General features: G+C 35.6%; 23 protein-coding genes and 2 tRNA genes. 23 read left to right on the top strand and 2 right to left on the bottom strand.

All coding sequences use genetic code 11. The annotated features are described in order from the left end of the window. Positions 1-17 precede the first annotated feature (17 nt). The 15 genes from racE (at position 18) to GHC26_RS04900 (ending at position 15583) form a co-directional block, all read left to right on the top strand. On the top strand, positions 18-839 hold the full coding sequence (racE, locus tag GHC26_RS04970; protein WP_163970157.1) for a glutamate racemase: 822 nt from the start codon (positions 18-20) through the stop codon (positions 837-839). 159 nt (positions 840-998) lie between these two features. Continuing rightward, positions 999-2087, top strand: a complete 1089-nt coding sequence (locus tag GHC26_RS04965; protein WP_226376850.1) for a GerMN domain-containing protein — start codon at positions 999-1001, stop codon at positions 2085-2087. 164 nt (positions 2088-2251) lie between these two features. After that, positions 2252-3016 carry a ribonuclease PH gene (gene rph, locus GHC26_RS04960; protein ID WP_163970156.1) on the top strand — a complete coding sequence of 255 codons (765 nt, stop codon included), beginning with the start codon at positions 2252-2254 and terminating at the stop codon, positions 3014-3016. A gap of 6 nt (positions 3017-3022) precedes the next feature. After that, positions 3023-3622, top strand: a complete 600-nt coding sequence (locus GHC26_RS04955; RefSeq protein WP_163970155.1) for an XTP/dITP diphosphatase — start codon at positions 3023-3025, stop codon at positions 3620-3622. A gap of 16 nt (positions 3623-3638) precedes the next feature. Next, positions 3639-4151, top strand: coding sequence for a metallophosphoesterase (locus GHC26_RS04950; RefSeq protein ID WP_163970154.1), 513 nt, complete (start codon positions 3639-3641; stop codon positions 4149-4151). Positions 4152-4735: 584 nt separating this feature from the next. Then, positions 4736-4809, top strand: a tRNA-Gly gene (locus tag GHC26_RS04945). Between the two features lie 19 nt (positions 4810-4828). Next, a tRNA-Arg gene (locus GHC26_RS04940) sits at positions 4829-4902 on the top strand. A gap of 273 nt (positions 4903-5175) precedes the next feature. Continuing rightward, a complete protein-coding gene (locus GHC26_RS04935) occupies positions 5176-6156 on the top strand; it encodes a tetratricopeptide repeat protein (RefSeq protein WP_163970153.1) in 981 nt (326 codons plus the stop codon). Positions 6157-6287: 131 nt separating this feature from the next. Continuing rightward, entirely contained in the window at positions 6288-7580 is a 1293-nt protein-coding gene (gene tig, locus GHC26_RS04930; protein WP_163970152.1) for a trigger factor, read from the top strand. Between the two features lie 369 nt (positions 7581-7949). Further along, complete coding sequence (gene clpX, locus GHC26_RS04925) at positions 7950-9227, top strand: ATP-dependent protease ATP-binding subunit ClpX (RefSeq protein ID WP_163970151.1); 1278 nt, start codon at positions 7950-7952, stop codon at positions 9225-9227. 441 nt (positions 9228-9668) lie between these two features. Next, on the top strand, positions 9669-12002 hold the full coding sequence (gene lon, locus GHC26_RS04920; protein ID WP_163970150.1) for an endopeptidase La: 2334 nt from the start codon (positions 9669-9671) through the stop codon (positions 12000-12002). Next, positions 11989-12570, top strand: a complete 582-nt coding sequence (gene yihA / locus GHC26_RS04915; protein ID WP_163970149.1) for a ribosome biogenesis GTP-binding protein YihA/YsxC — start codon at positions 11989-11991, stop codon at positions 12568-12570. The genes lon and yihA overlap by 14 nt, the downstream gene beginning before the upstream one ends. A gap of 645 nt (positions 12571-13215) precedes the next feature. Then, positions 13216-14022, top strand: a complete 807-nt coding sequence (locus GHC26_RS04910; RefSeq protein WP_163970148.1) for a transporter substrate-binding domain-containing protein — start codon at positions 13216-13218, stop codon at positions 14020-14022. Between the two features lie 154 nt (positions 14023-14176). After that, complete coding sequence (locus GHC26_RS04905; protein ID WP_163970210.1) at positions 14177-14827, top strand: amino acid ABC transporter permease; 651 nt, start codon at positions 14177-14179, stop codon at positions 14825-14827. A 33-nt stretch (positions 14828-14860) separates the two neighbouring features. Next, positions 14861-15583 (top strand): amino acid ABC transporter ATP-binding protein, encoded by a 723-nt coding sequence (locus GHC26_RS04900; RefSeq protein WP_163970209.1) that lies wholly within the window; start codon positions 14861-14863, stop codon positions 15581-15583. Positions 15584-15760: 177 nt separating this feature from the next. On the opposite strand, the gene GHC26_RS04895 is transcribed toward GHC26_RS04900, so the two are convergent. Next, positions 15761-16243 carry a LiaI-LiaF-like domain-containing protein gene (locus GHC26_RS04895; RefSeq protein WP_163970147.1) on the bottom strand — a complete coding sequence of 161 codons (483 nt, stop codon included), beginning with the start codon at positions 16241-16243 and terminating at the stop codon, positions 15761-15763. A gap of 212 nt (positions 16244-16455) precedes the next feature. On the opposite strand from GHC26_RS04895, the gene hemA reads away from it, so the two are divergent. From hemA to GHC26_RS04855, 8 genes are all read left to right on the top strand, one after another. Continuing rightward, positions 16456-17829, top strand: a complete 1374-nt coding sequence (hemA, locus tag GHC26_RS04890) for a glutamyl-tRNA reductase (RefSeq protein ID WP_163970146.1) — start codon at positions 16456-16458, stop codon at positions 17827-17829. 18 nt (positions 17830-17847) lie between these two features. After that, entirely contained in the window at positions 17848-18666 is an 819-nt protein-coding gene (locus GHC26_RS04885) for a cytochrome C assembly family protein (RefSeq protein WP_163970145.1), read from the top strand. A 21-nt stretch (positions 18667-18687) separates the two neighbouring features. Next, positions 18688-19617 carry a hydroxymethylbilane synthase gene (gene hemC, locus GHC26_RS04880; RefSeq protein ID WP_163970144.1) on the top strand — a complete coding sequence of 310 codons (930 nt, stop codon included), beginning with the start codon at positions 18688-18690 and terminating at the stop codon, positions 19615-19617. Beyond that, positions 19617-20396 (top strand): uroporphyrinogen-III synthase, encoded by a 780-nt coding sequence (locus tag GHC26_RS04875; RefSeq protein WP_163970143.1) that lies wholly within the window; start codon positions 19617-19619, stop codon positions 20394-20396. Before hemC ends, GHC26_RS04875 begins: the two co-directional genes overlap by 1 nt. A gap of 5 nt (positions 20397-20401) precedes the next feature. Further along, on the top strand, positions 20402-21382 hold the full coding sequence (hemB, locus tag GHC26_RS04870) for a porphobilinogen synthase (protein ID WP_163970142.1): 981 nt from the start codon (positions 20402-20404) through the stop codon (positions 21380-21382). Positions 21383-21414: 32 nt separating this feature from the next. After that, complete coding sequence (gene hemL / locus GHC26_RS04865; protein WP_163970141.1) at positions 21415-22704, top strand: glutamate-1-semialdehyde 2,1-aminomutase; 1290 nt, start codon at positions 21415-21417, stop codon at positions 22702-22704. Between the two features lie 932 nt (positions 22705-23636). Further along, positions 23637-24743: a stage VI sporulation protein D gene (gene spoVID, locus GHC26_RS04860; protein WP_226376849.1), complete on the top strand. Its 1107-nt coding sequence runs from the start codon at positions 23637-23639 to the stop codon at positions 24741-24743. A gap of 59 nt (positions 24744-24802) precedes the next feature. Further along, complete coding sequence (locus GHC26_RS04855) at positions 24803-25813, top strand: phosphotransferase (RefSeq protein WP_163970139.1); 1011 nt, start codon at positions 24803-24805, stop codon at positions 25811-25813. Here the strand turns inward: GHC26_RS04855 and GHC26_RS04850 are convergent. Then, positions 25810-25998, bottom strand: a complete 189-nt coding sequence (locus GHC26_RS04850; RefSeq protein ID WP_163970138.1) for a hypothetical protein — start codon at positions 25996-25998, stop codon at positions 25810-25812. The two genes, GHC26_RS04855 and GHC26_RS04850, sit on opposite strands and share 4 nt — an antisense overlap. Positions 25999-26070: the final 72 nt, after the last annotated feature.

The following is a 26070-nucleotide window of genomic DNA, read 5'->3' as shown; positions in this document are numbered from 1 at the left end:
ATGAAGAGGCGATAATGTTGAATCAACCAATAGGTGTCATTGACTCAGGTGTAGGTGGATTGACAGTAGTACAGGAACTCATGCGCCAATTACCAAATGAGCAGCTAATATATGTAGGAGATACATTGCGTTGTCCATATGGGCCAAGATCAAAAAGTGAAGTCAAACGTTTTACATGGGAAATGGTAGATTTTTTGTTAGAAAAGAAAATTAAGATGCTTGTTATCGCATGTAATACAGCAACTGCATTTACATTAAGTGAATTACAAGAAACATTAGACATTCCAATTATAGGGGTCATCCAACCTGGAGCACGTGCAGCAATAAAGGTAACAGATAATAATCATATTGGTGTGATTGGTACAGAAGGAACCATAAAAAGTGATGCATATCCACAAGCACTAAAAAGTATAAACCCAAATTTAGATATTGAGACACTTGCATGCCCGTCCTTTGTACCAATGGTGGAAGAAGGTATAGTGGATGGAGAAAAGGCACAACGTGAAGTAGAGCACTCATTACAGCCTTTGAAAAAAAATAAAAAAATGGATTCGCTGATTTTAGGCTGTACACATTATCCATTGTTGAAAGAAACAATCCAGCATGTAATGGGATCTCATGTTACCCTTCTATCATCCAGTGAAGAAACAGCTAGAGAAACAAGTACAATTTTGGATGTTCATCAATTGTTAGCGAACAGTAATTCTCAGCCTAAGCATCAGTTTTATACAACCGGTGAAGCCACGATATTCACAACCCTTGTAAATCGAATCTTTGCTACCACTATTGGAAATTTAAATCATGTGACAATACAGACAGCTACGATTACACATTCATAACATCTGTTTCTTAAAACATTATTAGAAAAAATATTTTTTGATAGGCCTTAGTCGAGGGTCCTATTTTTAATATTCCTGTAGGATTTCTAATATCTGTTGGTCTATTTTTACGATGGGCTCGTATATATAATAGTACAAACCATCGTAGGAGGGATTAACGTGCAGAAAAAGTGGAGTGGACTAATCATAATGTTAACCATTAGTTTAACTTTATTATTAACTGGTTGTTTTCAAGGGGAGCAATCAATGGAAGAAATGGATCCACCTCAGGATGCAGAAGGTGTCGATAGTTTAGAAGAGGTAACAACAAGTGAAGAAGAATTGGAAGCAGAAGAAGGGGCAGATGAAAGTAGTGAGAATGAGGATACACAGACTGTGACTAGAGAGCTGTTTTTGCTGGACGCAAATGGTATGGTAGCTCCACAAACATTGGAATTACCACAAATTGAATCAAAAGAAGTTGCGAAACAATCATTAGAATATTTAGTTAAGGGTGGACCAGTAACGTCTCTATTGCCAAATGGTTTTGAGGCTGTTCTACCTGAGGGAACAGAGATTTTAGGCCTTAATTTACAGGAAGATGGGACCATGGTCGTCGATGTAAGTAATGAATTTGAAAATTATCAAGCAGAAGACGAGGCGAAAATTCTTCAATCCATGACATATACCCTAACACAGTTTGAAAGTGTAGATGAAGTGGAACTACAAATTAATGGCCATAAACTACAAGAGATGCCAGTGAATGGGACACCTATTAATGATGGCTATTCTAGAGCTAATGGAATTAATGTAATGGGTACTGATGCATTAGATGTGGATGCACAAGCTGTAACGATGTATTATCCTGCTGAATTTAATGAAAATCAATATTTTGTTCCAGTGACACAACATATTGAAGTAGAAGATAATGATATCTATAGCTCCATTGTTAATAAGTTGATGGAAGGCCCTGGATATAATTTCAATACAACCCATGTATTTAGTCCAGGAGCTACATTATTAAATTCTCCAAATCTAGATCAGGGAGTACTTGAGTTAGTTTTTAGTCAAGAGATTTTGCATAATAGAGAAAAAGGACAAATCGCTGATGAAGTAATGGAAACCTTGGTAAGAACATTAACGGAACAACAGGCAGTTGAAGCAGTCCAAGTTAAAGTGGAGGATGTAGAGGAGATATTTAATGAGAACGGGGAAGCGTATGGAGAACAGGTAACATTAAACGATTTTGAACCAGCTGAAAAGTTCTAAAAAATTCCCGCGGTAAGTAAAAAGAGAATATCGAATTTGGATGAGGCTGTGGGAGTACGGCCTCTTTTTTGATTTTTTAGGGGAGTTACAGAATAATGAGATGTATTAACGTGAATCTTTTGTTTAAAATATGTTACGATGTACGTTGAATGAGGAGGAGTTTTATGCGAAATGATCAACGAAAAGTAAATAGTTTACGACCAATAAACATTGAAACAAACTATGTAAAACACCCAGAAGGATCTGTGTATATCCAGGTCGGCGATACAAAAGTGATTTGTAATGCTAGTATTGAAGATCGAGTTCCTCCATTTATGCGTGGGCAAGGGAAAGGTTGGATTACTGCTGAATATGCGATGTTACCACGTGCCACTCAACAGCGAAACATTCGTGAGTCTTCCAAAGGAAAAGTTAGTGGAAGAACAATGGAAATTCAACGATTAATTGGGAGGTCACTTCGTTCTGTAGTTGATCTAGATGTGATAGGGGAACGAACCCTTTGGATTGATTGTGACGTTATTCAAGCTGATGGTGGTACAAGAACCGCCTCAATAACAGGTGCATTTATAGCAATGGTACTAGCTTTTGGTAAGTTAAAAGAAGAGAAAAAAATATCAAAAATGCCAGTTACTGATTTACTAGCTGCAACGTCAGTAGGTGTTTTACCAGATGGAACGGTGATATTAGATCTAAACTATAAAGAAGACTCTCAAGCAAGAGTAGACATGAATATTGTGATGACTGGTGCTAAGGAGTTTGTTGAAGTTCAGGGTACAGGTGAAGAGGCAACATTTTCCCATACCGAACTAATGGAAATGCTTGATTTAGCCAAAGGTGGTTTGGAGCAACTTTTTGAAAAACAAAAAAGGATACTAGGGGATTTAGCTAAACAAATAGGAAAAATGGAATCCGATAAAAGTGGTGAGTGATAGTCAATGAAGGAAATGATAATTGCAACAAAAAATAATGGTAAAGCAAAAGAGTTTAAAGAGTTTTTTGACACCTATCATATCAAGGCAAGATCGTTATTGGATTTAGCCGAACCAGTTGAGGATATAGAAGAAACAGGGAATACGTTTGAAGAAAATGCCGCTTTAAAAGCAGAGCAAATTGCAAAACAATTAAACCTCCCTGTTATAGGGGATGATTCGGGTCTAGAGATTGATGCTTTAGATGGAAGGCCTGGTATTTATTCAGCGAGATATGCAGGTGAGCAAAAAAGTGATCAAGCAAACATGGAGAAGGTCTTAGAAGAATTAAAGGGGGTACCGAAAAAGGATCGAAGTGCTCGGTTTATTTGTGTGTTAGCAGTTGCAATTCCAGGAAAGGTGACTATTTTTAAAAAAGGTTTTTGTGAAGGGGAAATTGCTATAGAGCCACGTGGTGAAAACGGATTTGGTTATGATCCTATTTTTATACCAAAAAACTATAATCAAACAATGGCTGAATTAGACCCAGTGGAAAAGAATAATATTAGTCATCGCCATGATGCCTTTAAGCAATTAGAGGTTTGGCTCAAAGAAATTGCAAGGTGATAATGGAGGGGTTTCTATGACACGCGTTTTAATTATGAGTGATAGTCATGGTTTAACAGAAGAAGTAAAAACAATAAAGGAAAGACATGGCTTAAAACACATGATTCATTGTGGAGATTCCGAATTAGATATGGATAGAGATGAACTGGAAGGGTTTGTGAAAGTAGGTGGAAATTGTGATATAGATGCACGATTTCCAACTGAACAAAAAGTTACGATTGATGGCATTACCTTTTTTGTTGTACATGGCCATCTACATAATGTGAAATCATCACTTATGTCTCTTTCTTATCGAGCAGAAGAAGAAGGCGCAAAAATTGTATGTTTTGGCCATACCCATGTAGCAGGTGCGGAAAAGCTAGGTAATCAATTATTACTAAACCCTGGAAGTATTCGATTACCCCGTACTAGACAAGAAAAAACGTATATTATCCTAGAATGGGAGTCATTAGAAAATGTTAAGGTAACATTCTATACCCTATCAGGTGACATTGTTGATGCATTAACCTATACGACAACACTTCGTTAAACTTGCTTTTCATTGGGTTTATCTGATAAATCCAATGAATGGCTTTATTTTTGGAGCTTGTTTTAAGAAGTTGTTGTTATTATAGCGTAAACAAGCATTGCCTTCAGAAGAACAAATCAGTAGAGGAAATGTGCAAAACATTTGCGTCCAAGCTTCAAAAAAGTGCTAGCATATATTAAAGTGGATGTTACATCGCATTTTAAGTTACCTATTTATTAAGATTCATACTTGAATAAGCGACCATCTTTAAGAAAGGCTCTTTTCGTGTACTTTGTCTGTTTTCTACGTCACATAATACATCTTATATGCAAGACGTTTCATACTAGAAAGCATCAATCTTTTAGAAAACAGCCTTAAGAAAACAACTTTAAAGTGGAAAGTGTTGACAAAGAGCAATAATATGCATATAATAGTTTTTGTCTTTCAATAAAAATAGACTAATCAAATACAGATGTAGCCACGAGCAAAACATCCACCGAGTAATCAACGAGTTGCCTCGATGCACAACACATCTTGAATCAACTAAGGTGCGAGAGGATAACAAGCTCGAGATATTCAATTAAATTAAATACTATCATTTAAATGCGGGTGTAGTTTAGTGGTAAAACCTCAGCCTTCCAAGCTGATGTCGTGGGTTCGATTCCCATCACCCGCTCCATATTTCACCTATACTTTATGTCCCAGTAGCTCAGCAGGATAGAGCAACAGCCTTCTAAGCTGTGGGTCGCAGGTTCGAATCCTGCCTGGGACGTTATAAGAGAAACCTATAGATTATATAGGTTTCTCTTTATTTTACACGTTAGGAAAGTATAAAATTTATCTAAAAAGTAGACTCGACGTTGCTAAAATTTTAATGTCCCAAGTATTTTAATGTCCCAAGTATAAGAAAAAACTAACACATTCGCTAAAGGACGAGCGAATGCGAGTTTTTCTAAGGTTTAATTTTTGTGATTTCGGGAAGGTATAGTTACTATAAGAATTAGGAATAAATGGGGTAACAATTAAAAGTGAAAGGGGTGAAAAAATGCAAGATGGAGGCAATAATGTAATTCTTTTTCCGAAATGGAAAAGCGTGTTAGAAGATGAGAGCTTGCTCGCTTTAAAGGAAAAACGATATGAGGAAGCCTTAACAAAGTTAAATAAGCTCCTCCATTATCAAGTACATAATCATGAAATATATGTAGGAAAATTAATTTGTTTAATGGAATTAAACCGATATAATGAAGCAGAGGATCTTTGTGAAACCTTAATGTCCTATAAAGACGAGTATTATTATCATTACGTACATATTTATTTAACGATTCTTTTTCAAACAAACCAGTATGAGCTACTAATGCAAGAAGCGGGGAGTGCACTCCAATCAAAATCAATCCCAGAGGAAATAAGACAACAATTTCAACAGTTGCAAGATATGAGTAAACATATGTGGTATGATTTGAAAGTAGAAAAGACAAATGATTATATTCATGCCTTAAATGAAGTAGTTCAAAAAGAGGACCATCCTAAACAATGGCGTATTATAGAAGATATGCGTAAAATGAAAGGTATACCAACAAAGGCTGTTGTTTCGATGTTACATAATAAGAAAGTGCATCCCGTTATAAAAACTGCTATTTTCCAGTGGCTTCAAGAGAGCAATATTTCAGAAAAGGTTACGATACATAAACTAAGTCTACATATATCAGTTGTTCCCAATAAAGTAACGCCCATAGAAAATCATGAGGTCTATAAACAATTTCAATTTATGATTAGAGAATTGGAGCAAGAAAATCCGACGCTGTATCAAATGGTAAAACAACTTACATATCGATATTGTTATGTACGTTATCCTATTCTTCCTGATGAAACAGAAGTTATTACAATTAGTGAAGCACTTAAAGTCGTTGGTAACCAATATTTAAATATCGATTCCAATACAGAAATACTTAATGATAAAATTCATCAATATATCGAGGAAATAAAAGTATGTGAAGCACTTTACTTATCTATTATTGATGAGTCATAATATGTTGTAAATGCTTGAAAGGCGTCGTAAGTATGTTATAATGAGATGGTTGTCATTTTGACTATCATTTATACTTAGAACAATAATAATGAAGTTTAATTTTTGAATAATAGATTTTGGAGGGAATTAATATGTCAGCAAAATGGGAAAAACAAGAAGGCAATGAGGGTGTATTGACAATTGAAGTTTCAGCAGAGGAGTTTGATCGTGCTTTAGATAAAGCTTTCCAAAAAGTGAAAAAAGACGTTCAAATCCCTGGATTCCGTAAAGGGAAAATTCCACGTAATATTTTTGAAAAACGCTTCGGTGTCGAAGCATTGTATCAAGATGCAGTAGATATTGTTCTACCAGATGCATATATGAAAGCAGTCGAAGAGACTGGTATCGAGCCAATTGCACAACCAGAAGTAGATATTGAAACAATTGAACAAGGACAAGACCTTGTATTTACTGCAAAAGTAGAAGTGAAACCAGAAGTGACACTTGGGGAATATAAGGGCCTTGAAGTAGAAGAACAATCTGTTGAAGTAACTGATGAAGATGTAGACCATGAATTAGAACATCAACGAGAACACCATGCAGAATTAATTGTGAAAGAAGATGGTACAGTCGAAGAAGGCGATACCGTTGTAATGGACTTTGAAGGGTTTATCGATGGTGAAGCATTTGATGGTGGAAAAGCGGAAGATCATTCTTTAGAAATTGGTTCTGGTCAATTTATTCCAGGATTTGAAGAACAGTTAATTGGTAAATCTGCTGGAGAAGAAACAGAAATTCAATTAACATTCCCTGAAGATTATCATGCTGAAGAGTTAGCTGGAAAAGAAGCTACATTTAAAGTGAAAATTCATGAAATCAAAGAAAAAGAACTGCCTGAACTTGATGACGAATTTGCGAAAGATGTCGATGAAGAAGTAGAATCACTAGATGAATTGAAGAAAAAGAAAAAAGAACAGTTAGAAGAACAGAAGAAACAAGAAGCAGAAAATGAAAAACGAGAAACTTTAGTAACAAAAGCTTCTGATAATGCTGAAGCAACCATTCCAGATGCTATGGTTCAAACTGAGTTAGATCGTATGATGCAAGAGTTTGAACAACGTTTACAAATGCAAGGCATGACATTAGATATGTACTTCCAGTTCTCTGGTCAAGATGAAGCAGCGTTAAAAGACCAGATGAAAGAGGATGCAGAAAAACGAGTAAAAACAAATCTTACCCTAGAAGCAATTTTTGAGAAGGAAAATCTCGAAGTTACGGATGAAGATGTAAATGCAGAACTAGAAAATATGGCTTCTATGTATGGCACAGATGTAGAACAGTTGAAACAAATGCTAGGTGGCAACACGGATGCAATTAAAGAGGATATGAAGTTTAAAAAAGCAATTGACTTCTTAGTGGATGAAAGTAAAGTAGTGAATGCATAAGTATAAAAATTCAATTAAATTAACAGGCTAGTTAAAAACAAGGTGCGGATTTTCGTGCCTTGTTTTTACACGCTTTAAAAAAAGAGGAAGGGAGTACAGTAGTATTATTTTATTAAAAGAAAAGCACATACAAGTACCCTATAATGTCATATGCTATATACTAGTATGATTGGTGTTATAAGAAATACATGAGAATAGTTATGGTTTGACTTTTTTTTATATTGCTCCATAATGAATAAATAAATAAAAGAGTAAAATATTTTGTTTTCTAATTTTGTTCTGATATGATTGCTATGAAAGTTGAATCCACCAAAGAATTCGCTTTATTTATAGCATAGGACTAGATTTATACGTTTAGGGGTGAAATGCATGTTCAAATTTAATGAAGAAAAAGGACAGCTTAAATGTTCATTTTGTGGAAAGAGTCAAGATCAAGTTCGTAAGTTAGTAGCCGGTCCAGGCGTTTATATATGTGATGAATGTATTGAACTTTGCACAGAAATTGTTGAAGAAGAACTAGGTACAGAAGAAGAAACAGAAATCAAGGAAATACCAAAACCAAAGGAAATTTGCGAAACACTTGATGATTATGTGATCGGTCAAGATAAAGCAAAAAAGAATTTATCTGTAGCAGTATACAATCACTATAAGCGTATTAATACGCCAAAAAATCATGATGATGTTGAATTAGCAAAAAGTAATATTGCTATGTTAGGACCAACTGGAAGTGGTAAAACATTACTTGCCCAAACACTAGCACGCATTATTAATGTTCCATTTGCAATGGCTGACGCTACATCGCTAACAGAGGCTGGTTATGTCGGAGAAGATGTAGAAAATATCCTTTTAAAATTAATTCAAGCTGCTGATTATGATGTGGAAAAAGCAGAAAAAGGAATTATTTACATTGATGAAATTGATAAGGTTGCCAGAAAATCAGAGAATCCATCCATTACAAGAGACGTATCTGGTGAAGGGGTGCAACAGGCTTTACTAAAAATCTTAGAAGGTACGGTTGCAAGCGTACCACCTCAAGGTGGCCGCAAACATCCACATCAAGAATTTATTCAAATTGATACAACCAATATTTTATTTATAGTTGGTGGCGCATTTGATGGAATTGACCAAATTATTAAACGTCGTCTTGGGAAGAAAGTCATTGGCTTTGGTTCTGATAACAGCCAAGAGGAGTTAGAAAAAGGGCAACTACTTGCAAAAGTATTACCAGAGGATTTATTAAGTTATGGATTAATCCCAGAATTTATTGGGCGAATCCCTGTAATAGGTAGCCTAGAGCCTTTAGATGAAAAGGCACTTATTGAAATTTTGACAAAACCAAAAAATGCGTTAGTAAAACAATACAAAAAGTTATTTGAAATTGATAATGTTGAGTTAGTTTTTGAGGAAAAGGCATTATCCGAAATAGCAAATAAAGCAATTGAACGAAAAACAGGAGCACGTGGATTACGGTCGATTATTGAAAATATTATGTTAGATGTAATGTTTGAGCTACCTTCTCGTGAAGATATTGAAAGATGTATTATTACAAAAGAAACAGTGGTCGATGATAATGGTAGTCCGAAGTTAGTATTTAGAGATGGAACAGTTAAACAAGGTAATGAAAAATTACCAAAAGAAAGTGCCTAATGTATATCAGAACAAATAAATAACTATAAAGACTGACTTAACTAATAATGAGCTCCTATTATGTGGTAAAAGGAGTCTGTATTTATTGGTTTTGTCAGTCTTTTTCTTAGTAGTAGGAAAACTTTCCTTCTGCACACTGGCTAAACCTGTCGCGTCAATCACAACGCCAGTACTAGCACGTCCTCGCAAAAGAAAAGCACTTTTGCTTCGTGCGATGAATCGCTGTCGTTGCTTTCCTTGTCCTATGCGTCGGAAATTGAATTAAGGCATTCTTCAAAAAGAATTGGTCATACAAGGTTTTCTAATAACAATCGTTTAGGATTAGGAGAACAGGAAACACTAATTACGAATAATTTTACAAATGGTAATGATTTCTTTACACTTTATAAAGAAGACAATCGATAATGAAAAGACATATATTTGTTTTGGAGGTACATACATATGATGAAAGAGAATACACAACTTCCCCTCCTACCATTAAGAGGACTACTTGTATTTCCAACAATGGTACTTCACCTTGATGTAGGTAGAGAAAAATCAATTGCTGCATTAGAGCGTGCCATGATGGATGATCAAGTCATTTTCCTAGCAGCACAGAAAAAGGTAAGTATGAATGAACCGACTACAGAAGATATTTATCGCATAGGAACGGTTGCTAAGGTAAATCAGATGTTGAAGTTGCCAAATGGAACCATGCGTGTTCTGGTTGAAGGGTTAAATAGAGGCGAAATTGTTCGTTATTTAGAGGATAGCGGCGAAGAGTTTTTTGTTGAAGTAGAACCAATTGAAGAGACACATGGCGATGACCAAGAAGAAGAAGCTTTAATGCGTTCATTACTGTCTCTTTTTGAACAATACGTAAAGGTATCACGAAAAGTAACGAAAGAAACATTTAATACAGTTTCTGATATAGATGAACCTGGAAGACTAGCCGATATTATAACGTCCCATCTATCATTAAAAATAAAAGACAAACAAGAGCTACTTGAAGTTGACAATAGTAAAGAACGTCTACAGAAACTAATTGATCTTCTTTCAAACGAAAAGAAGGTGTTAGATTTAGAAAAGAAAATTGGTCAACGTGTAAAGAATTCCATGGAAAAAACACAAAAAGAGTATTATTTACGGGAGCAATTAAAAGCCATTCAAAAAGAACTAGGTGAAAAGGATGGAAAACTTGGAGAAGTTGAACAGCTAAGAGAAAAAATTGAAAAATCTGATATGCCAGAGCGTATTGTAGAAGTTGCAATGAAAGAGTTGGATCGATATGAGAAGGTTCCTCAAAGTTCTGGTGAAAGTTCTGTCATTCGAAATTACGTAGAATGGTTAATTGCTTTGCCATGGACAACAGAAACACAGGATACAATTGATATAAGTCATGCACATAAAATATTGGATCGTGATCATTATGGATTAGACAAGGTTAAAGAGCGGATTTTAGAGTATTTGGCTGTACAAAAACTTACCAAATCGATTAAAGGACCAATTCTATGTCTTGTAGGCCCTCCTGGAGTTGGGAAAACATCGTTAGCAAAATCCATTGCTAGTTCCATTAATCGTAACTTTGTTCGAATTTCCTTAGGTGGGGTTCGAGATGAAGCAGAAATTCGTGGGCACCGGAGGACCTATATTGGCGCAATGCCAGGTCGAATTATTCAAGGGATGAAAAAGGCAAAAACGATAAATCCAGTATTTTTGTTAGATGAGATTGATAAGATGGCAAGTGACTTTAGGGGAGACCCATCTAGTGCTATGTTAGAAGTACTAGACCCTGAACAAAACAGTAACTTCAGCGATCATTTTATAGAAGAAACCTATGATTTGTCGAATGTACTCTTTATTGCAACAGCAAATTATGTTAATAATATTCCAGCACCTTTATTAGACCGGATGGAATTAATTTCAATTGCTGGCTATACAGAAGTTGAAAAGCTGCATATTGCCAAAGAGCATTTATTACAAAAGCAACTAAAGGAAAATGGTCTTAAAAAAGCGAACATGCAGATTCGAGATGATGCATTACTTACTTTAATTCGCAGGTATACAAGAGAAGCAGGAGTGCGGGGATTAGAACGCCAAATTGCTACACTCTGTCGAAAAGCAGCAAAGATCATTATATCGGAAGAAAAGAAACGTGTTATCATCACTGAAAAAAACTTAGCAGAGTTGTTAGGGAAACCTCTATTCCGATATGGTAGACGAGAACAAGAAGATCAAGTTGGGACTGCAACTGGATTAGCCTATACTGCAGCTGGGGGAGACACATTGTCGATTGAGGTGTCCCATTATCCAGGAAAAGGGAAATTAACATTAACTGGAAAACTAGGTGATGTGATGCAAGAATCTGCTCAAGCCGCATTTAGTTATATTCGTTCTCGAGCAAAACAACTCGAGATAGATCCTGATTTTCATGAAAAATATGATATTCATATCCATGTCCCAGAAGGTGCTACGCCAAAAGATGGTCCATCTGCGGGAATTACAATGGCAACTGCATTGGTATCCGCTTTAACTGGACGAGCTGTAAAGAAAGAAGTAGGAATGACAGGGGAAATTACGCTACGAGGTCGCGTGCTACCAATAGGTGGATTAAAAGAAAAATCACTTAGTGCACACCGTGCTGGACTAACGACAATTATTATACCAGAAGAAAATGAAAAAGATATTGATGATATACCAAAAAGTGTTCGTAAAGAATTATCATTTGTTAAAGTTAATCACCTTGATCAAGTTTTAGAACATGCACTTTCGGAGGAAAAACATGAAAGTAACTAAGGCAGAAATTGTAATTAGTGCGGTTAGCCAAAAACAATATCCGAACGATCGCCTACCTGAAATAGCATTAGCAGGTAGATCAAATGTTGGTAAATCATCATTTATTAATAAGTTAATTAATCGAAAAAATCTAGCTAGAACATCATCAAAGCCTGGAAAAACACAAACATTAAATTTTTATCTAATAAATGAGGCTTTCTATTTTGTAGACGTACCTGGATATGGTTATGCGAAGGTTTCCAAAAAGGAACGAGAAAAATGGGGAATCATGATGGAAGAGTACTTCGAAACAAGGGAAACGTTGAAAGCGGTCGTCTTAATAACGGACATACGGCATGAGCCTACAAGGGACGATATACAAATGTATGAATTCTTAAAGCATTTTCAGCTACCTGTTATTGTGATTGCAACTAAGTTAGATAAGATTCCAAAAGGAAAACGTTCCAAGCATTTAACACGCACATCGAAAATATTGCAAGTTGAATCAGAAGATATTATTATACCTTTTTCCGCTGAAACTGGGGAAGGTAAAGAGGATGCATGGAGTGCTTTAAGAAAATTTATGTAACATATTAGATAGTAGTGTTTGCTAGTCACATAGTAAATAGTCCACTTACCATGGAGAAAACGATAAATAACATAATAAATAGCATAAGATATATGTCGTATTTGACACCTGTTTTTGCACTTGAAATCTCATATTAAAATGCTTGGATAGAAATAACATCCTATCCAAGCGTTTTTTTATATAGGAACCATCTCATAAAATATTAGAGAACCTGACATTCGCCGAGTCTTTAATGGCGAACGCCTTAGTTGCACTTATACGCACAGGATGTGATGGGTTAGGCAGTGAGACGTATACGATGCAATCGGCCGTGACAGCCTGTCTAGCGGTTGGTTCTCTTTCAAAACACGATACAATCAGCCATGACAATGTATGAAGGACAAAACAAAACTTGTTAGCGATTAAAATATTTCATTACGACGGATAGAACGTCCTAGTACAGGTGTTACGATTGATGTGGCGTACTTAGCCTGTAAGGGCACTTCTAACTTTTGTACTATGCAAAAAGAAGGAAAATAAGTGTAGTTGGCAGGAGTTTTGTAAACAAGATAAATTAGTAGTTATAAATTAACGTCTCCGTGCGTAAATACTAGTAAAGGGATTCTTTAGTAATGGTCTTTGAAATCAAGAAGGGATGATTAGTTCGTGAAAAAACTGAAAATTGCGTTATTTGTCGTCTTGATATCGATACTTGTCGCATGTGGATCAGATGATACGACAGATGGGAGCGGGGGTGAAAGCAGTAGTAATGGGGAGTATGATTTGATAGAGGATGGAAAGTTAACCTTTGCAGCCTCAGGTGAATTTAAGCCATTTAGTTATATGGAAGGAGATAAAATGGTTGGTTATGATGTCGCTGTTGCAGAAGCGATTGCAGAGAAATTAGGTCTTGAACCAGTACAACAAAAAGCCAAATTCTCTGGAATTGTCACAGGTGTCAATGAGGGACGTTATGATATTGCGGTAGCAAGTCATACGATTACAGAAGAACGACTGGAGAAAGTTAACTTTTCAGATCCTTACTATTACTCTGGTCCAGTTATTTATACAAGACCAGATAGTGATATAGAAAGTAAAGAGGACCTAAACGGAAAAGAAATTTCTGTATCACGAGGATCTACCTATGTAGAAATGGCAGAGGAATATACAGATAATATTCCACAGGTTGATAGTGATGTTGTTGCAATTCAATCATTGGCACAAGGTCATCATGATGCTGTTATTACAGATGACATAACAGGTCAAACAGCCATTGATAACGGATTAGAAGTAGAAAACCGTGGTCAATTAGGTGTTAGTGAACAAGCAGTAGCTGTAAATAAAGAAAAAGAAAAACTGTTAGAAGATATTAACGAAGCATTACAAGAAATGAAAGAAAGTGGGGAACTTCAAGCGTTAGCCGAAGAATGGGTAGGTGTTGATATAACTCAGGAGCCAGAAGAAATCGAATAATGGCACTCTATCTTTTACACACCATTATCGTCATAAAAGAATGGAAGGAACGGTGGCGTAAGAACCAATGATACTTTTTTAATGCTTCATTTTTTAGGCTTGATTGGTTCTTACGTTTTTTGGTAAAAGGAGATGACTCATTTTGTCAGCAATTATGCATTTTTTTGATGTATTTATTAATAGCTTTGATGTCTTTTTAAACGGCTTATGGATTACCTTTCAGTTATCAGTAGCTTCATTGATAATTGCTTGTATTATTGGTCTGTTTTTTGCCCTTCTTAAAATTTCTAATATAAAGGTGTTAGTATGGATCGCGGATGCTTATATTTGGATTGTGCGTGGTACACCATTAATTGTTCAGATTTTCATTCTATTTTATGGATTAACAGACATCATGTTGATACCAATGTTTTGGGCGGGTGTTGCCGGTCTGGCATTTCATAGCGGTGCTTATATAGCTGAAATAATTCGAGGTGCCATTCAATCAATTGATAAAGGACAACGAGAAGCAGGCAGGTCACTTGGAATGTCAAATGGATTAACAATGCGTAGAATTATTTTACCACAAGCCTTCCGTAGGGCAATTCCCCCGCTTGGTAATCAATTCATTATTGGGATAAAGGATTCCTCCCTTGTATCATTCATCGGAATGCAAGAGTTATTTGGTGTAGCTAGTACAATGGGGTCAAATAGTTTTGATTACCTCCCTTACTTTATAACAGTAGCGATTTACTACTTGTTTATTGTTTTAGTATTGACAGTACTGGTGAATAAATTGGAAAAGAAATTAGCAGAAAGTGATTAATGAGAGGGGATTTTCATGCAACAAGGGGAAGATATGATTAAAGTAACGAAGCTAAATAAATCATTTGGCGATTTGCATGTTTTAAAAGACGTGGATCTTACGGTGAAAGAAAGTGATGTTGTCGTTTTAATTGGAGCAAGTGGTTCTGGAAAAAGTACTTTACTTCGATGCTTGAATTTTTTAGAGATAAAAAATAGCGGTAAAATCTTCTTAGAAGGTGAGCAGATTGAAGAAGAAACACATAATTTAAATACTGTTCGGGAACGGGTTGGTATGGTTTTTCAGCATTTTAATTTATTTCCTCATAAAACTGTTTTAGGAAATGTTATCGAAGCTCCTACACAAGTAAAGGGTGTCCCAAAAGATCAAGCGATACAAGAAGGAAAGGAGCTTTTAGATAAAGTTGGATTGGGGGATAAGTATGATGTATATCCTTCAACACTATCAGGTGGTCAAAAGCAACGAGTCGCAATTGCAAGAGCGTTGGCGATGAAACCAGATATCATGCTATTTGATGAGCCAACATCAGCACTAGATCCTGAATTAGTTGGAGAAGTACTTGCAACAATGAAAGAACTAGCAGAAGAAGGTATGACTATGATTGTCGTTACACATGAGATGGGATTCGCCAGAGAAGTCGGCGATAAAGTGGTGTATATGCATGATGGTAAGATTGTAGAATACGGTATACCTAATGAATTATTTGATCAACCGAAAGAGGAACGGACAAAAGCATTCCTAAGTTCTATATTATAGGCTAGTTTTAAAAAAAGATTATTACATTTTCAAGTATTAATTATAATGTCGAAGCGAAGCAATGTGCATATTCTAGTTATTGTACATAATATAGAAGATGCGACGGTAATAACAACAAAGAATTCGAAAGGAGTCATAATATAAGAAAAACGGTAATCCTAACAAGAAGAGCTAGGGTTACCGTTTCTTTTTGATAATATAAATTCCTACTACTATGAGAATGATAGGCCAAAACCGTTCGATATACTGTATTATGTCATTAATCCAACGTAATTGAGCAGGCACCTGGATTGAAAATATCATTACAATGGAAAGTCCGATAAATAATAGCCCATACATCAAGCCTTTCTTTGTTTGAGTGTACCGAACAATATATGCAATTCCGATAATGAGTAAATACATTCCCCAATGATCAATCCAAAATGAATAATGGTTTAGTCCATGAAAATGAATACCAAGTCCCAGTATTATGGTTCCACTGAATAAATGCTGATAATCTTTGGAAGTATAACTATGAAGTATTAAAGCTAATCCAATGATGATGAGTAACGTTGGCCAAGAATAAAAATCAGTAAAAATTGGAAGTCTTAATTCTCGTATAAAGAAATAAGCTCCGACACCGATTAAAATGTAACCTACAAATGATTTCTCCTTTTTCATAGACGACATCACTACTTTCAGTCCATATATTGTTTTCTTGCGATTTCTGAAAGGGTATGGTAGAGTACAATCGAGATTACTATGTATGTACGTTCCATCATATCATATGGTTTCAAAATCTGTTCACATTATTGTCATTATGTATGGATTTTCTCATGTTATAATAAAATAAGGACTATGTAAAAAGGGCTAGTTTGATGGGGGTAGATAATGTGCATATTTTAAAAGTTGGGTTTAATTACAAAACAGCCCCTGTAGAAATTAGGGAACGACTTCAATTTTCAGAAGATACATTAGAAGAAGCAATGCTTCAATTAAAAGAACAAAAAAGTATCCTTGAAAATGTGATTATTTCTACATGTAATCGTACAGAAATTTTTGCTGTTGTGGATCAAGTCCATACAGGCCGCTATTATATTAAGCAATTTATTGCAGATTGGTTTAAGGTGGATAAAGAAACATTTACGCCATATTTAAAGATTGTAGATGGAGATGGTGCTATTGAGCATCTATTCCGCGTAACAACAGGACTTGACTCGATGGTATTAGGGGAGACCCAAATTTTAGGTCAGGTAAAACAATCATTCCTAACAGCGCAAAACGTGAATACAACTGGAACGATATTTAATGAGTTGTTTAAACAGGCTATTACATTTGCGAAACGAACACATAAAGAAACAGCAATTGGAGAACATGCCGTTTCCGTGAGTTATGCTGCTGTTGAGTTAGCCAAAAAAATATTTGGTTCGATTGAAAAGAAACAAGTTCTTATACTAGGTGCTGGGAAAATGGGGAAATTAGCAGCCAAAAACTTACACGGTTCAGGTGCAACGAATATTACGGTTGTTAATCGAACATTAGAAAAAGCCCAAGGGTTAGCAGAACAATTTCATGCTAAAGCAGCATCACTTGAGCAATTAGAGGAATTAATGGAGCAAGCTGATATTCTTATAAGCTCTACTGGTTCTAATTCTGTAATGTTAACGAAAGAATTATTAGAACCCATCCGAAAGCAACGTAAAGGAAATCCGCTCTTTTTGGTGGATATAGCTGTTCCAAGAGATATTGATCCAGCCATTAGTAAGTTAGATGATATTTTCTTATATGATATAGATGATTTGCAACATATCGTTGATGAAAATTTAGAGGCTAGAAAAGCAGCTGCTGAAAAAATTGAAATACTGATTGAAAAGGAAATGGTCGACTTCAATGAATGGCTTCAAACATTAGGTGTTGTACCAGTTATTTCTGCACTCCGGCAAAAAGCATTAGCAATTCAATCGGAAACAATGAAAAGTATTGAACGAAAAATGCCAGATTTAACTGCTCGTGAGAAAAAAGTGTTAAACAAACATACGAAGAGTATTATCAATCAGTTATTAAAAGAGCCTGTGACACAGGCAAAAGAGTTAGCAGGTAGTGAGCAGGCAGAAGAATCATTACAACTATTTGTTGATATATTTGGGATTGAAGAGGAAGTTAAAAAAGAGATTGATAAGCAAGCACAAAAAAATGATAAGTTAGTACCAGCAACAGAACAAGAAAAGGTATCCTTTCCATTTCTAAATCGTATTGCTACTCGATAATAGAAAGGATTTCCGTTCATGGATATTACCAAATGGATGTATGAAATTATTTTAGTGATTTATGGATTAAGTTTAGTTGGGTACTTTATTGATTTTATTCAACATAACCGGAAGGCGAATCGGATAGCCTTCTGGTTACTTAGTATGGTTTGGTTGTTGCAAACTAGTTTTTTATGTATCCAACTCATAAGTGATAAAAGCTTTCCAATAACAACACTTCAAGAGGGTTTATTTTTTTATGCTTGGATTTTAGTGACATTTTCACTTTTAATGAATCGCTTATTTACAATCCATTTCATTGTGTTCTTTACAAATGTTTTTACTTTTTTTATTCTTTTACTAGCGATATCGATGCGTATCCAAGCACAGATGGAGCCTAGTAGTATTCAATTTGTTCATGAAATATTAATTACACACATAACACTAGCAATCGTATCCTATGGCTTTTTTACGTTAGCCTTTATTTTCTCTTTAATGTATTTAACACAATATTATTTCTTGAAAAAGAAACAAGGATTGAAATGGATGTGGCGTTTTGGAGATTTGAAACGGCTAGATATCTATTCTTTTACTGCAATTACTTTAGGGGTACCCTTATTATTAATTGGAATTATTTATGGTATCGTCTGGGCCTATAGTATGGATGTCGAGTTTTATTGGTTGGATATAAAGACGATCGGTTCAATTCTTGTATTAGGGGTTTACATTCTATATTTGTTATTACGAATTGTAAGAGGATATCGAGGAAGATCGATTGCTATATACAATACAGCAGCCTTTTTAGTTTTGTTAATCAACTTCTTTTTATTTAGTTTGCTTTCTAATTTTCATTTTTAAACGTGTTAAGGAGGATAACACATGCGTAAAATTATTGTAGGTACAAGAAAAAGTAACTTAGCGGTCACACAAACAGAATGGGTTATCGATCGCTTGAAAAAAGCAGGAATAGAGAATGAGTTTGAAACGAAGAAAATTGTGACAAAAGGGGATAAAATCCTTGATGTTACGTTATCAAAGGTTGGGGGAAAAGGGTTATTTGTAAAAGAAATCGAACAAGCTATGTATGATAAAGAAATAGACTTAGCGGTACATAGTATGAAAGATATGCCTTCTAGTATGCCTGAAGGGTTAGCAATTGCATCTATCCCTGAAAGAGAAGACCATCGTGATGCCTATATTGCAAACGATAATATACCGTTAAAAGATTTACCAGAAGGTGCGATTGTAGGAACAAGCAGCTTGAGACGATCTGCACAGATTTTAGCGGAAAGACCTGATGTCAATATTAAATGGATACGTGGGAATATTGAAACCCGTATACGAAAACTAAGAGAAGAAGATTATGATGCGATTATTTTAGCAGTATCTGGACTTAAACGAGTAGGATTAAGTGAAGAATTAATTACAGAATACTTAGAACCAGATGTTTGTGTTCCTGCTGTTGGCCAAGGTGCCTTGGCAATAGAATGTCGAGAAGATGATGAAGAATTACGTACATTATTAAATCAAATAAATGATGAATACACCACAAAAACTGTAACAGCTGAACGTACATTTTTACATCTTTTAGAAGGTGGCTGTCAAGTGCCGATAGGAGGATATGCCTATTTAGAAAATGAGGAAATTGTATTAACAGCACTTGTCGGTACACCTGATGGGAAAACAATCTTAAAAGAAATTGTACATGGAACAGATCCAGTAAAAGTAGGAGAACAAGCAGCGGAAAAATTAATTAAACAAGGAGCTAAAGAAATCGTGGATGGTGTGAAAGAGGAGCTTAATCAGTAGTGACAGCATCCTTGCAAGGTAAAACAATTCTTGTCACACGGGAGAAAAAACAAGCGCGGGAATTTGCAGAAAAAATAAAAGCTCGTGGTGGCAAACCCATTGTAGTTCCGCTATTACAAATCTCCTGCAAGTTGGATATAGATCAACAGTTTTTACAAAAGATAGAATCCTATAGTTGGCTCTTTTTCACAAGTGCGAATGGTGTGCATGCTTTCGTACAACTCGTAAAAGTAAGAGGTATAAGACTACAAGATTTGAGTCATATACCAATAGCTGCTGTCGGGGAGAAGACAGCAAGAATATTAAAAACATACGGGTTCCATACTACTTTTATGCCATCTACTTTTAATGGAGCAACTATGGTAGAGGAGTTTTTAGAACAATATGATGTAAGTTCATCCATTTTATTAATCCGTGGAAATTTATCAAGAGATACAATCCCCGAGGAATTTAAAGCAAAAGGTATCCCGTTTGAAACGGTTGAACTTTATGCCACAACGACGAACTATGAGGTAAAGGAGCAACTTAATACGTCTTGTTATAATGATGAAATTGATTTTCTTACATTCACAAGTCCTTCAACTGTACAAGCATTTATGGAATTGAAGGAAGAGGATGATAAATTAAATCAATTAATTCATACGCCTTGTGTTTGTATTGGTACAACTACAGCAGATAAAGCGGAGCAGTTAGGGTTTACACATATTATAGTGCCATCCACATTTACAATAGATGGAATGATCCAGCAAATGGAACATTACATAGGAAAGGGAGAATAGATTTTATGAGTGGACCAAAAGCGTTTAAGCGACATCGCCGGTTACGGTCATCAATGGAAATGCGTTCTTTAGTGAGAGAAAATAAGTTGTCGATAGATGATTTTATTTATCCCATTTTTGTAGTAGAGGGAGAGAACATAAAAAGGGAAGTACCATCCATGCCTGGCGTTTATCACATTTCATTGGATTACGTCGTAGAAGAAATGAAAGAAATTCGTTCATTAGGCATCAAAGCAGTTATCTTATTTGGTGTACCGAAAGAAAAAGATGAAGAAGGAACAGGTGCATTTATAAAGGATGGAATTGTCCAAGAAGCAACGCGACTAATTAAAAAAGAGGTTCCAGGTTTGTTGGTTGTGGCTGATACTTGCTTATGTGAATATACGTCACATGGACACTGTGGGGTAATCCATAATCACGACGTTGATAATGATGCATCATTACCATTATTAGCAAAGACTGCTGTATCACAAGCGGAAGCAGGTGCTGATATTATTGCGCCTTCCAATATGATGGATGGATATGTTGAAACAATACGAGAAGCTTTAGATGAGGCAGGCTACACGAACATTCCGATTATGGCCTATGCAGTTAAATACGCTTCTGCATTTTATGGTCCGTTTCGTGATGCTGCAGACAGTACTCCACAATTTGGAGATCGTAAAACGTATCAAATGGACCCTGCCAATCGGGAAGAGGCATTACGTGAAGCTGGATCTGACGTGGAGGAAGGCGCTGATTTCCTTATTGTCAAACCAGCTATGTCGTATTTAGATATTGTTCGAGATGTTCGAAACAATTTTCATAAACCAGTAGTCGCGTACAATGTAAGTGGAGAATACTCCATGGTGAAAGCTGCTGCATTAAATGGATGGATTGATGAAAAAGAGTTGGTCTTGGAAAAATTAACTGCAATGAAACGTGCAGGTGCTGATTTAATTATTTCCTATTTTGCAAAAGATGTTGCAGAATGGTTAAATGAATAATATTTTCTATACTATTGTGAGGTGGTGTTACCGTGAGATCATTTGATAAATCAGTAGATGCCTATAAAGAAGCGGTAGATTTAATGCCAGGGGGTGTAAATTCTCCAGTACGTGCATTTAAATCGGTTGGAATGTCCCCTTTATTTATGGAATCTGGAAAAGGGTCAAAAATAGTAGACATTGATGGAAATGAATATATTGACTATGTGCTTAGCTGGGGACCTTTAATTTTAGGGCATGCTGATGATCGTGTTGTCTCTAAATTAAAAGAGGCAGCTGTAAAAGGGACAAGCTTTGGAGCTCCTACTATACTAGAAAATGAGTTAGCAGATTTGGTCATCGATCGTGTCCCATCGATAGAAATGGTTCGTATGGTTAATTCTGGTACAGAAGCAACAATGAGTGCACTTCGTTTAGCAAGAGGATATACTGGGCGCAATAAAATTCTAAAATTTGAAGGGAACTATCATGGTCACGGAGATTCTTTATTAATTAAAGCAGGATCCGGTGTTGCAACCTTAGGACTTCCAGATAGCCCTGGTGTTCCAGAGTCGATTGCACAAAATACAATTACTGTTCCATATAACGATGTAGAAAGTGTTCGTTATGCATTTGAACAATTTGGTGATGATATTGCGGCTGTTATTGTAGAACCAGTATCAGGTAACATGGGTGTTGTACCACCTAAGGATGATTTCTTATCACAATTACGAGTGATTACTGAAGATAACGGAACCCTTCTAATCTTTGATGAAGTTATGACAGGTTTTCGGGTAGGTTATAACTGTGCACAAGGACATTTTAATGTAACCCCTGATTTAACATGTCTTGGCAAGGTGATTGGTGGTGGATTACCTGTAGGAGCTTATGGAGGAAAACGTGAAATTATGGAAAGTGTTGCACCAACTGGTAATATTTATCAAGCAGGAACATTATCTGGAAATCCACTTGCCATGACAGCTGGTTTAGAAACGTTGCGTGCGCTAGGTGAATCTGATTACGTAGAGATCAATAAAAAAGTGGACAAGCTTGTAGCAGGTTTTGAACAAGCATCTAACGAATTTGAAATTGATATTACTATTAATCGTGCAGGTTCTATGGTAGGTGTATTCTTTACGAAAGGTCCTGTTATTAATTACGAAACAGCACAAGCATCTAATACGGATTATTTTGCACAATATTATCGTGCAATGATTGAAGAAGGTGTATTCTTACCTCCATCGCAATTCGAAGGGTTATTTTTGTCCACTGCTCACACTGATGAAGATATAGAGAAAACAGTTGAAGCGGTCAGAACTGCCTTTTCGAAAATAGAAAAATAATTTTTTTAATAGATAGAAGCTATCCCAATACGAATTTGGGATAGCTTTTTTAATTCGTCTTTTTGGGTTTTTAGCAAAATTTGCTAGGTCCTCACCATCGGACTTGATAGATTATACGACGACTTCTTGTCTTTTTGACCTCTATTTATCATGATGATAAACGTTAGTTTTCCACCTATTAGAGTAATCCTATAGATGAAAGGCTGTTTTCACTATTAGAGGATGTTCAAAAAGTCCAGTAAAAATGACACATCTAAATTCTTCGTTGGCTTACTTTTTTAGCTACTTGGAAAAGAACTACACTTTTCCTGCGTGCGATGTGAGAAACCGCCTATGTTTATTGGTGAATCGTCGTTCCGTTATTTTTCCGAAAAACCCGTGTTTGGAGCATGGTTTGTAATCCTCGTTCCGTTAATTGTGGTTTTCCCCTCATAATCGAGGTGATTTAATGGTATTAGCGGAACGAGGATTCATCTTGACCTTAAAAGTATCGCTTTTCTTATCAATAGCGGAAGAATGAGGAACCGCCTATGCTTATTGATGAATCGTCATTCCGCTATTTCCCGCAAATCCCTAGTTTGGGACTCTCCTCCCGTTATTGATAGCAGATTAATTCCCGTCGAAAGTGAATTTTACTTGGCCGAACCGGAAAATCAACTGAGCTATGTCCATTGCAATTTATATAAATTGTTCATGAAGATTCGTAACAGCAACAATCTTTTAGAAAACAGTCCTTTGTAATAATCAGTTAATTAAAATGATTTCACATTAGGTTAGAACTTACTTTACTGCGCGATTAGAAACTTTGAAAACACTTGGTAATAGAGAAGTTTTCTAATATTGATAAGCATATAAATGCAACCTGTTGAATATAGTGAAATAAGACATATATAAGCATATGTATGATATGTATGTTGAAGGGAGGAAGGCTTTTGACAAATGAACAAGGAGTATTTCGGTTCGAGTTAAATGAATCATTGTATTTTGAAAAGGGACAGGAAGTTTCGGAAATGTTAGGGATCTCTCTTGACCCAGAAATATCAATCCAGCCTTTTCATGAGTATATATCTATTAGAGGTGTTATAGAACTTCAGGGTGAGTATCAAAAAGTAGACACTCTAAATGAGCTAAAAGATGAGGTGGAGGATTTTGATGACTTTCATTCGAAACGTTATGTGGAAAGAGTGATGGATAGGGAAGACGGGCAAGTGGAATTTGTTCATCGGTTCCCTGTAGAGATTTCTGTTCCCACTTATCGTGTATCGGACATTAATGATATAACGGTAAGTGTTGAGTCATTTGACTATGAGCTACCAAATCATAGTCAGCTAAACCTTAATTCTGTTATTGAGATTAATGGAATTCGCGATGAAGAACAAGAAGAGGAGGATATCGAAAGTAGCTCAATTGAAGAATCAGTAGAGGAAAGTGCTGAGTCAGAAGCATATGCTGCGTCTCAACGTAGTGAAGAGGAAGATGAATTTTTTGAATTTGAAATTAATCAAACACAAGAAGAACTAAATGAATCCTCTTCTGTTAATGAATCAATCGATACAAAAGATACACCACCATTATCTTCAGATTTTGTAGAAGATAAAGATGATCATTCAAATCAGGAAAAGGAAAAAGACCGTTGGAAGTATAAGGAGACACAAAGCCTTAAGGAATTTTTCCAAAAGGATGATGAATCTTCCTCAGTTGAATCACCCTCATTAGAGGATACGGAAGGGGAAAGTACAGAAGTGATATGGAACGAATCACATTCACCTAGTATAGACTTTGATGAATCCCCCAATATCGATAGTAACGATGAAAGTGAATCAGATGAAATTAGAGATGTAGGCTATTTAGCAGATATGTTCAGAGATGAGGAAGAAGACACATACACAAAGATGAAGTTATGTATTGTACAAGGAGACGATTCACTAGAATCAATTGCAGAGAAATATAATGTATCTAAGGTTCGACTTGTTAAGCAAAATCGGTTAACAGATGATGAAATTTCAGAAGGGCAATTGCTATATATTCCAGTTAAATAATCTATATACCCCTTGATCTTTTCATATCAAGGGGTATCTAATTTTAGTAGGTGGTAGATGTGAAAATGATCGAAACCATTTTAAATCAATATGGTGTATATACAAAAGAAGTAAAAACAGTTACAGACCGTCTTTATCAAGTCTCTGATGGTAATGCAGTTTATGCATTAAAGAAAAGTTCCTTATCAAATAGTGAAATTGATAATTGGAAAAGGGTCTATGATCAAGCATATTCCAGCCATTTAATTGATGTGTTACCACTTTATTTAACAAAAGATAGGGAACTATATACTTATGGTGATCAATCGATTTGGTACTTGACTCCATGGGTTGATTCACAACAGGTAACGAAACAACAAGCAATTGAAAATATATATAGAAGTATAGGAAACATACATGCCATAACCAAACAATCGCTTTCTATGGATCCAAAACACTCAGCACAGCAGTTTAAACAGTATCATAGTTATTGTTTGGAGATGCATTCTATGTTAATTGGGTATGTGGAAAAATTTGAAAGTGAACCATACATGTCACCATTTGGCTTACAAGTTTGTACACATTATCGTGATTTAGAATTTGTATTTTATGAACTTATCAATCATCTTACAGGATTTATGGAATTGCTAGAAGAACAAACTAGGTGGAGTTTTAGCTTATGCCATGGTCAACTTCAATTTTCCCACGTACTTCATCACCAACATACGTCAATTATCAATTGGGAAAATGCTTTCTTTGGAAATGCTTGTATAGATTTATCCAGATTCATAAAGGAAGAATGTAAATACCATGATCAACCAGGCGAAGCACTTATTGATTTATTTGATATTTATACAAAAGAAAATAATTTATCTAAGATAGAGTTACGGTTATTAGCAATTTACCTACTAGATCCTACCGATTATATCAACCTTATAAAACAATATGATAGTGGTGATTTTTCGACTACAATAGATCATATGAAGGAGCTTGTGCATACTTATCGACAACTGCTTTTAGCAATAAAGTTTTCTCAAAAGTTCAATGACATGATTGAGCCCTCTTTCTTAGATGAATCCCTCGAAAGCTAAATCCATTCCAAATAAAATGCGATAAACAGACCAACTAATAACCCTAATAAAAACACATCTAAAGTAGAAGGGAAAAATAGGGTTCGTATTAATTGAAAGATTAAAATCGGTAATGTTACTCTTTCTAGGATAATAATACACCTTAATGCCCATGGTGGTAATCTATAACGGTAAAAACGAGCCATTAAATCACCCTCTCGCTTCACATTTTGGCTGCTTTATAATAAGATATGTATAGACAAACTTGTTTTGTGCAA

Origin of the sequence: Oceanobacillus halotolerans (assembly GCF_010993955.1) — a bacterium.
Lineage (GTDB): Bacteria > Bacillota > Bacilli > Bacillales > Amphibacillaceae > Oceanibacillus_A > Oceanibacillus_A halotolerans.
This window is presented reverse-complemented; position numbering and strand designations above follow the sequence as displayed.

Bases quoted from the DNA above. Each gene is read 5' to 3' on its own strand.
- rph (WP_163970156.1), top strand. From the start codon at position 2,252: ATGCGAAATGATCAACGAAAAGTAAATAGTTTACGACCAATAAACATT.
- GHC26_RS04955 (WP_163970155.1), top strand. From the start codon at position 3,023: ATGAAGGAAATGATAATTGCAACAAAAAATAATGGTAAAGCAAAAGAG.
- GHC26_RS04950 (WP_163970154.1), top strand. From the start codon at position 3,639: ATGACACGCGTTTTAATTATGAGTGATAGTCATGGTTTAACAGAAGAA.
- GHC26_RS04935 (WP_163970153.1), top strand. From the start codon at position 5,176: ATGCAAGATGGAGGCAATAATGTAATTCTTTTTCCGAAATGGAAAAGC.
- tig (WP_163970152.1), top strand. From the start codon at position 6,288: ATGTCAGCAAAATGGGAAAAACAAGAAGGCAATGAGGGTGTATTGACA.
- clpX (WP_163970151.1), top strand. From the start codon at position 7,950: ATGTTCAAATTTAATGAAGAAAAAGGACAGCTTAAATGTTCATTTTGT.
- lon (WP_163970150.1), top strand. From the start codon at position 9,669: ATGATGAAAGAGAATACACAACTTCCCCTCCTACCATTAAGAGGACTA.
- yihA (WP_163970149.1), top strand. From the start codon at position 11,989: ATGAAAGTAACTAAGGCAGAAATTGTAATTAGTGCGGTTAGCCAAAAA.
- GHC26_RS04905 (WP_163970210.1), top strand. From the start codon at position 14,177: ATGCATTTTTTTGATGTATTTATTAATAGCTTTGATGTCTTTTTAAAC.
- GHC26_RS04900 (WP_163970209.1), top strand. From the start codon at position 14,861: ATGATTAAAGTAACGAAGCTAAATAAATCATTTGGCGATTTGCATGTT.
- GHC26_RS04895 (WP_163970147.1), bottom strand. From the start codon at position 16,243: ATGAAAAAGGAGAAATCATTTGTAGGTTACATTTTAATCGGTGTCGGA.
- GHC26_RS04885 (WP_163970145.1), top strand. From the start codon at position 17,848: ATGGATATTACCAAATGGATGTATGAAATTATTTTAGTGATTTATGGA.
- hemC (WP_163970144.1), top strand. From the start codon at position 18,688: ATGCGTAAAATTATTGTAGGTACAAGAAAAAGTAACTTAGCGGTCACA.
- hemB (WP_163970142.1), top strand. From the start codon at position 20,402: ATGAGTGGACCAAAAGCGTTTAAGCGACATCGCCGGTTACGGTCATCA.
- GHC26_RS04850 (WP_163970138.1), bottom strand. From the start codon at position 25,998: ATGGCTCGTTTTTACCGTTATAGATTACCACCATGGGCATTAAGGTGT.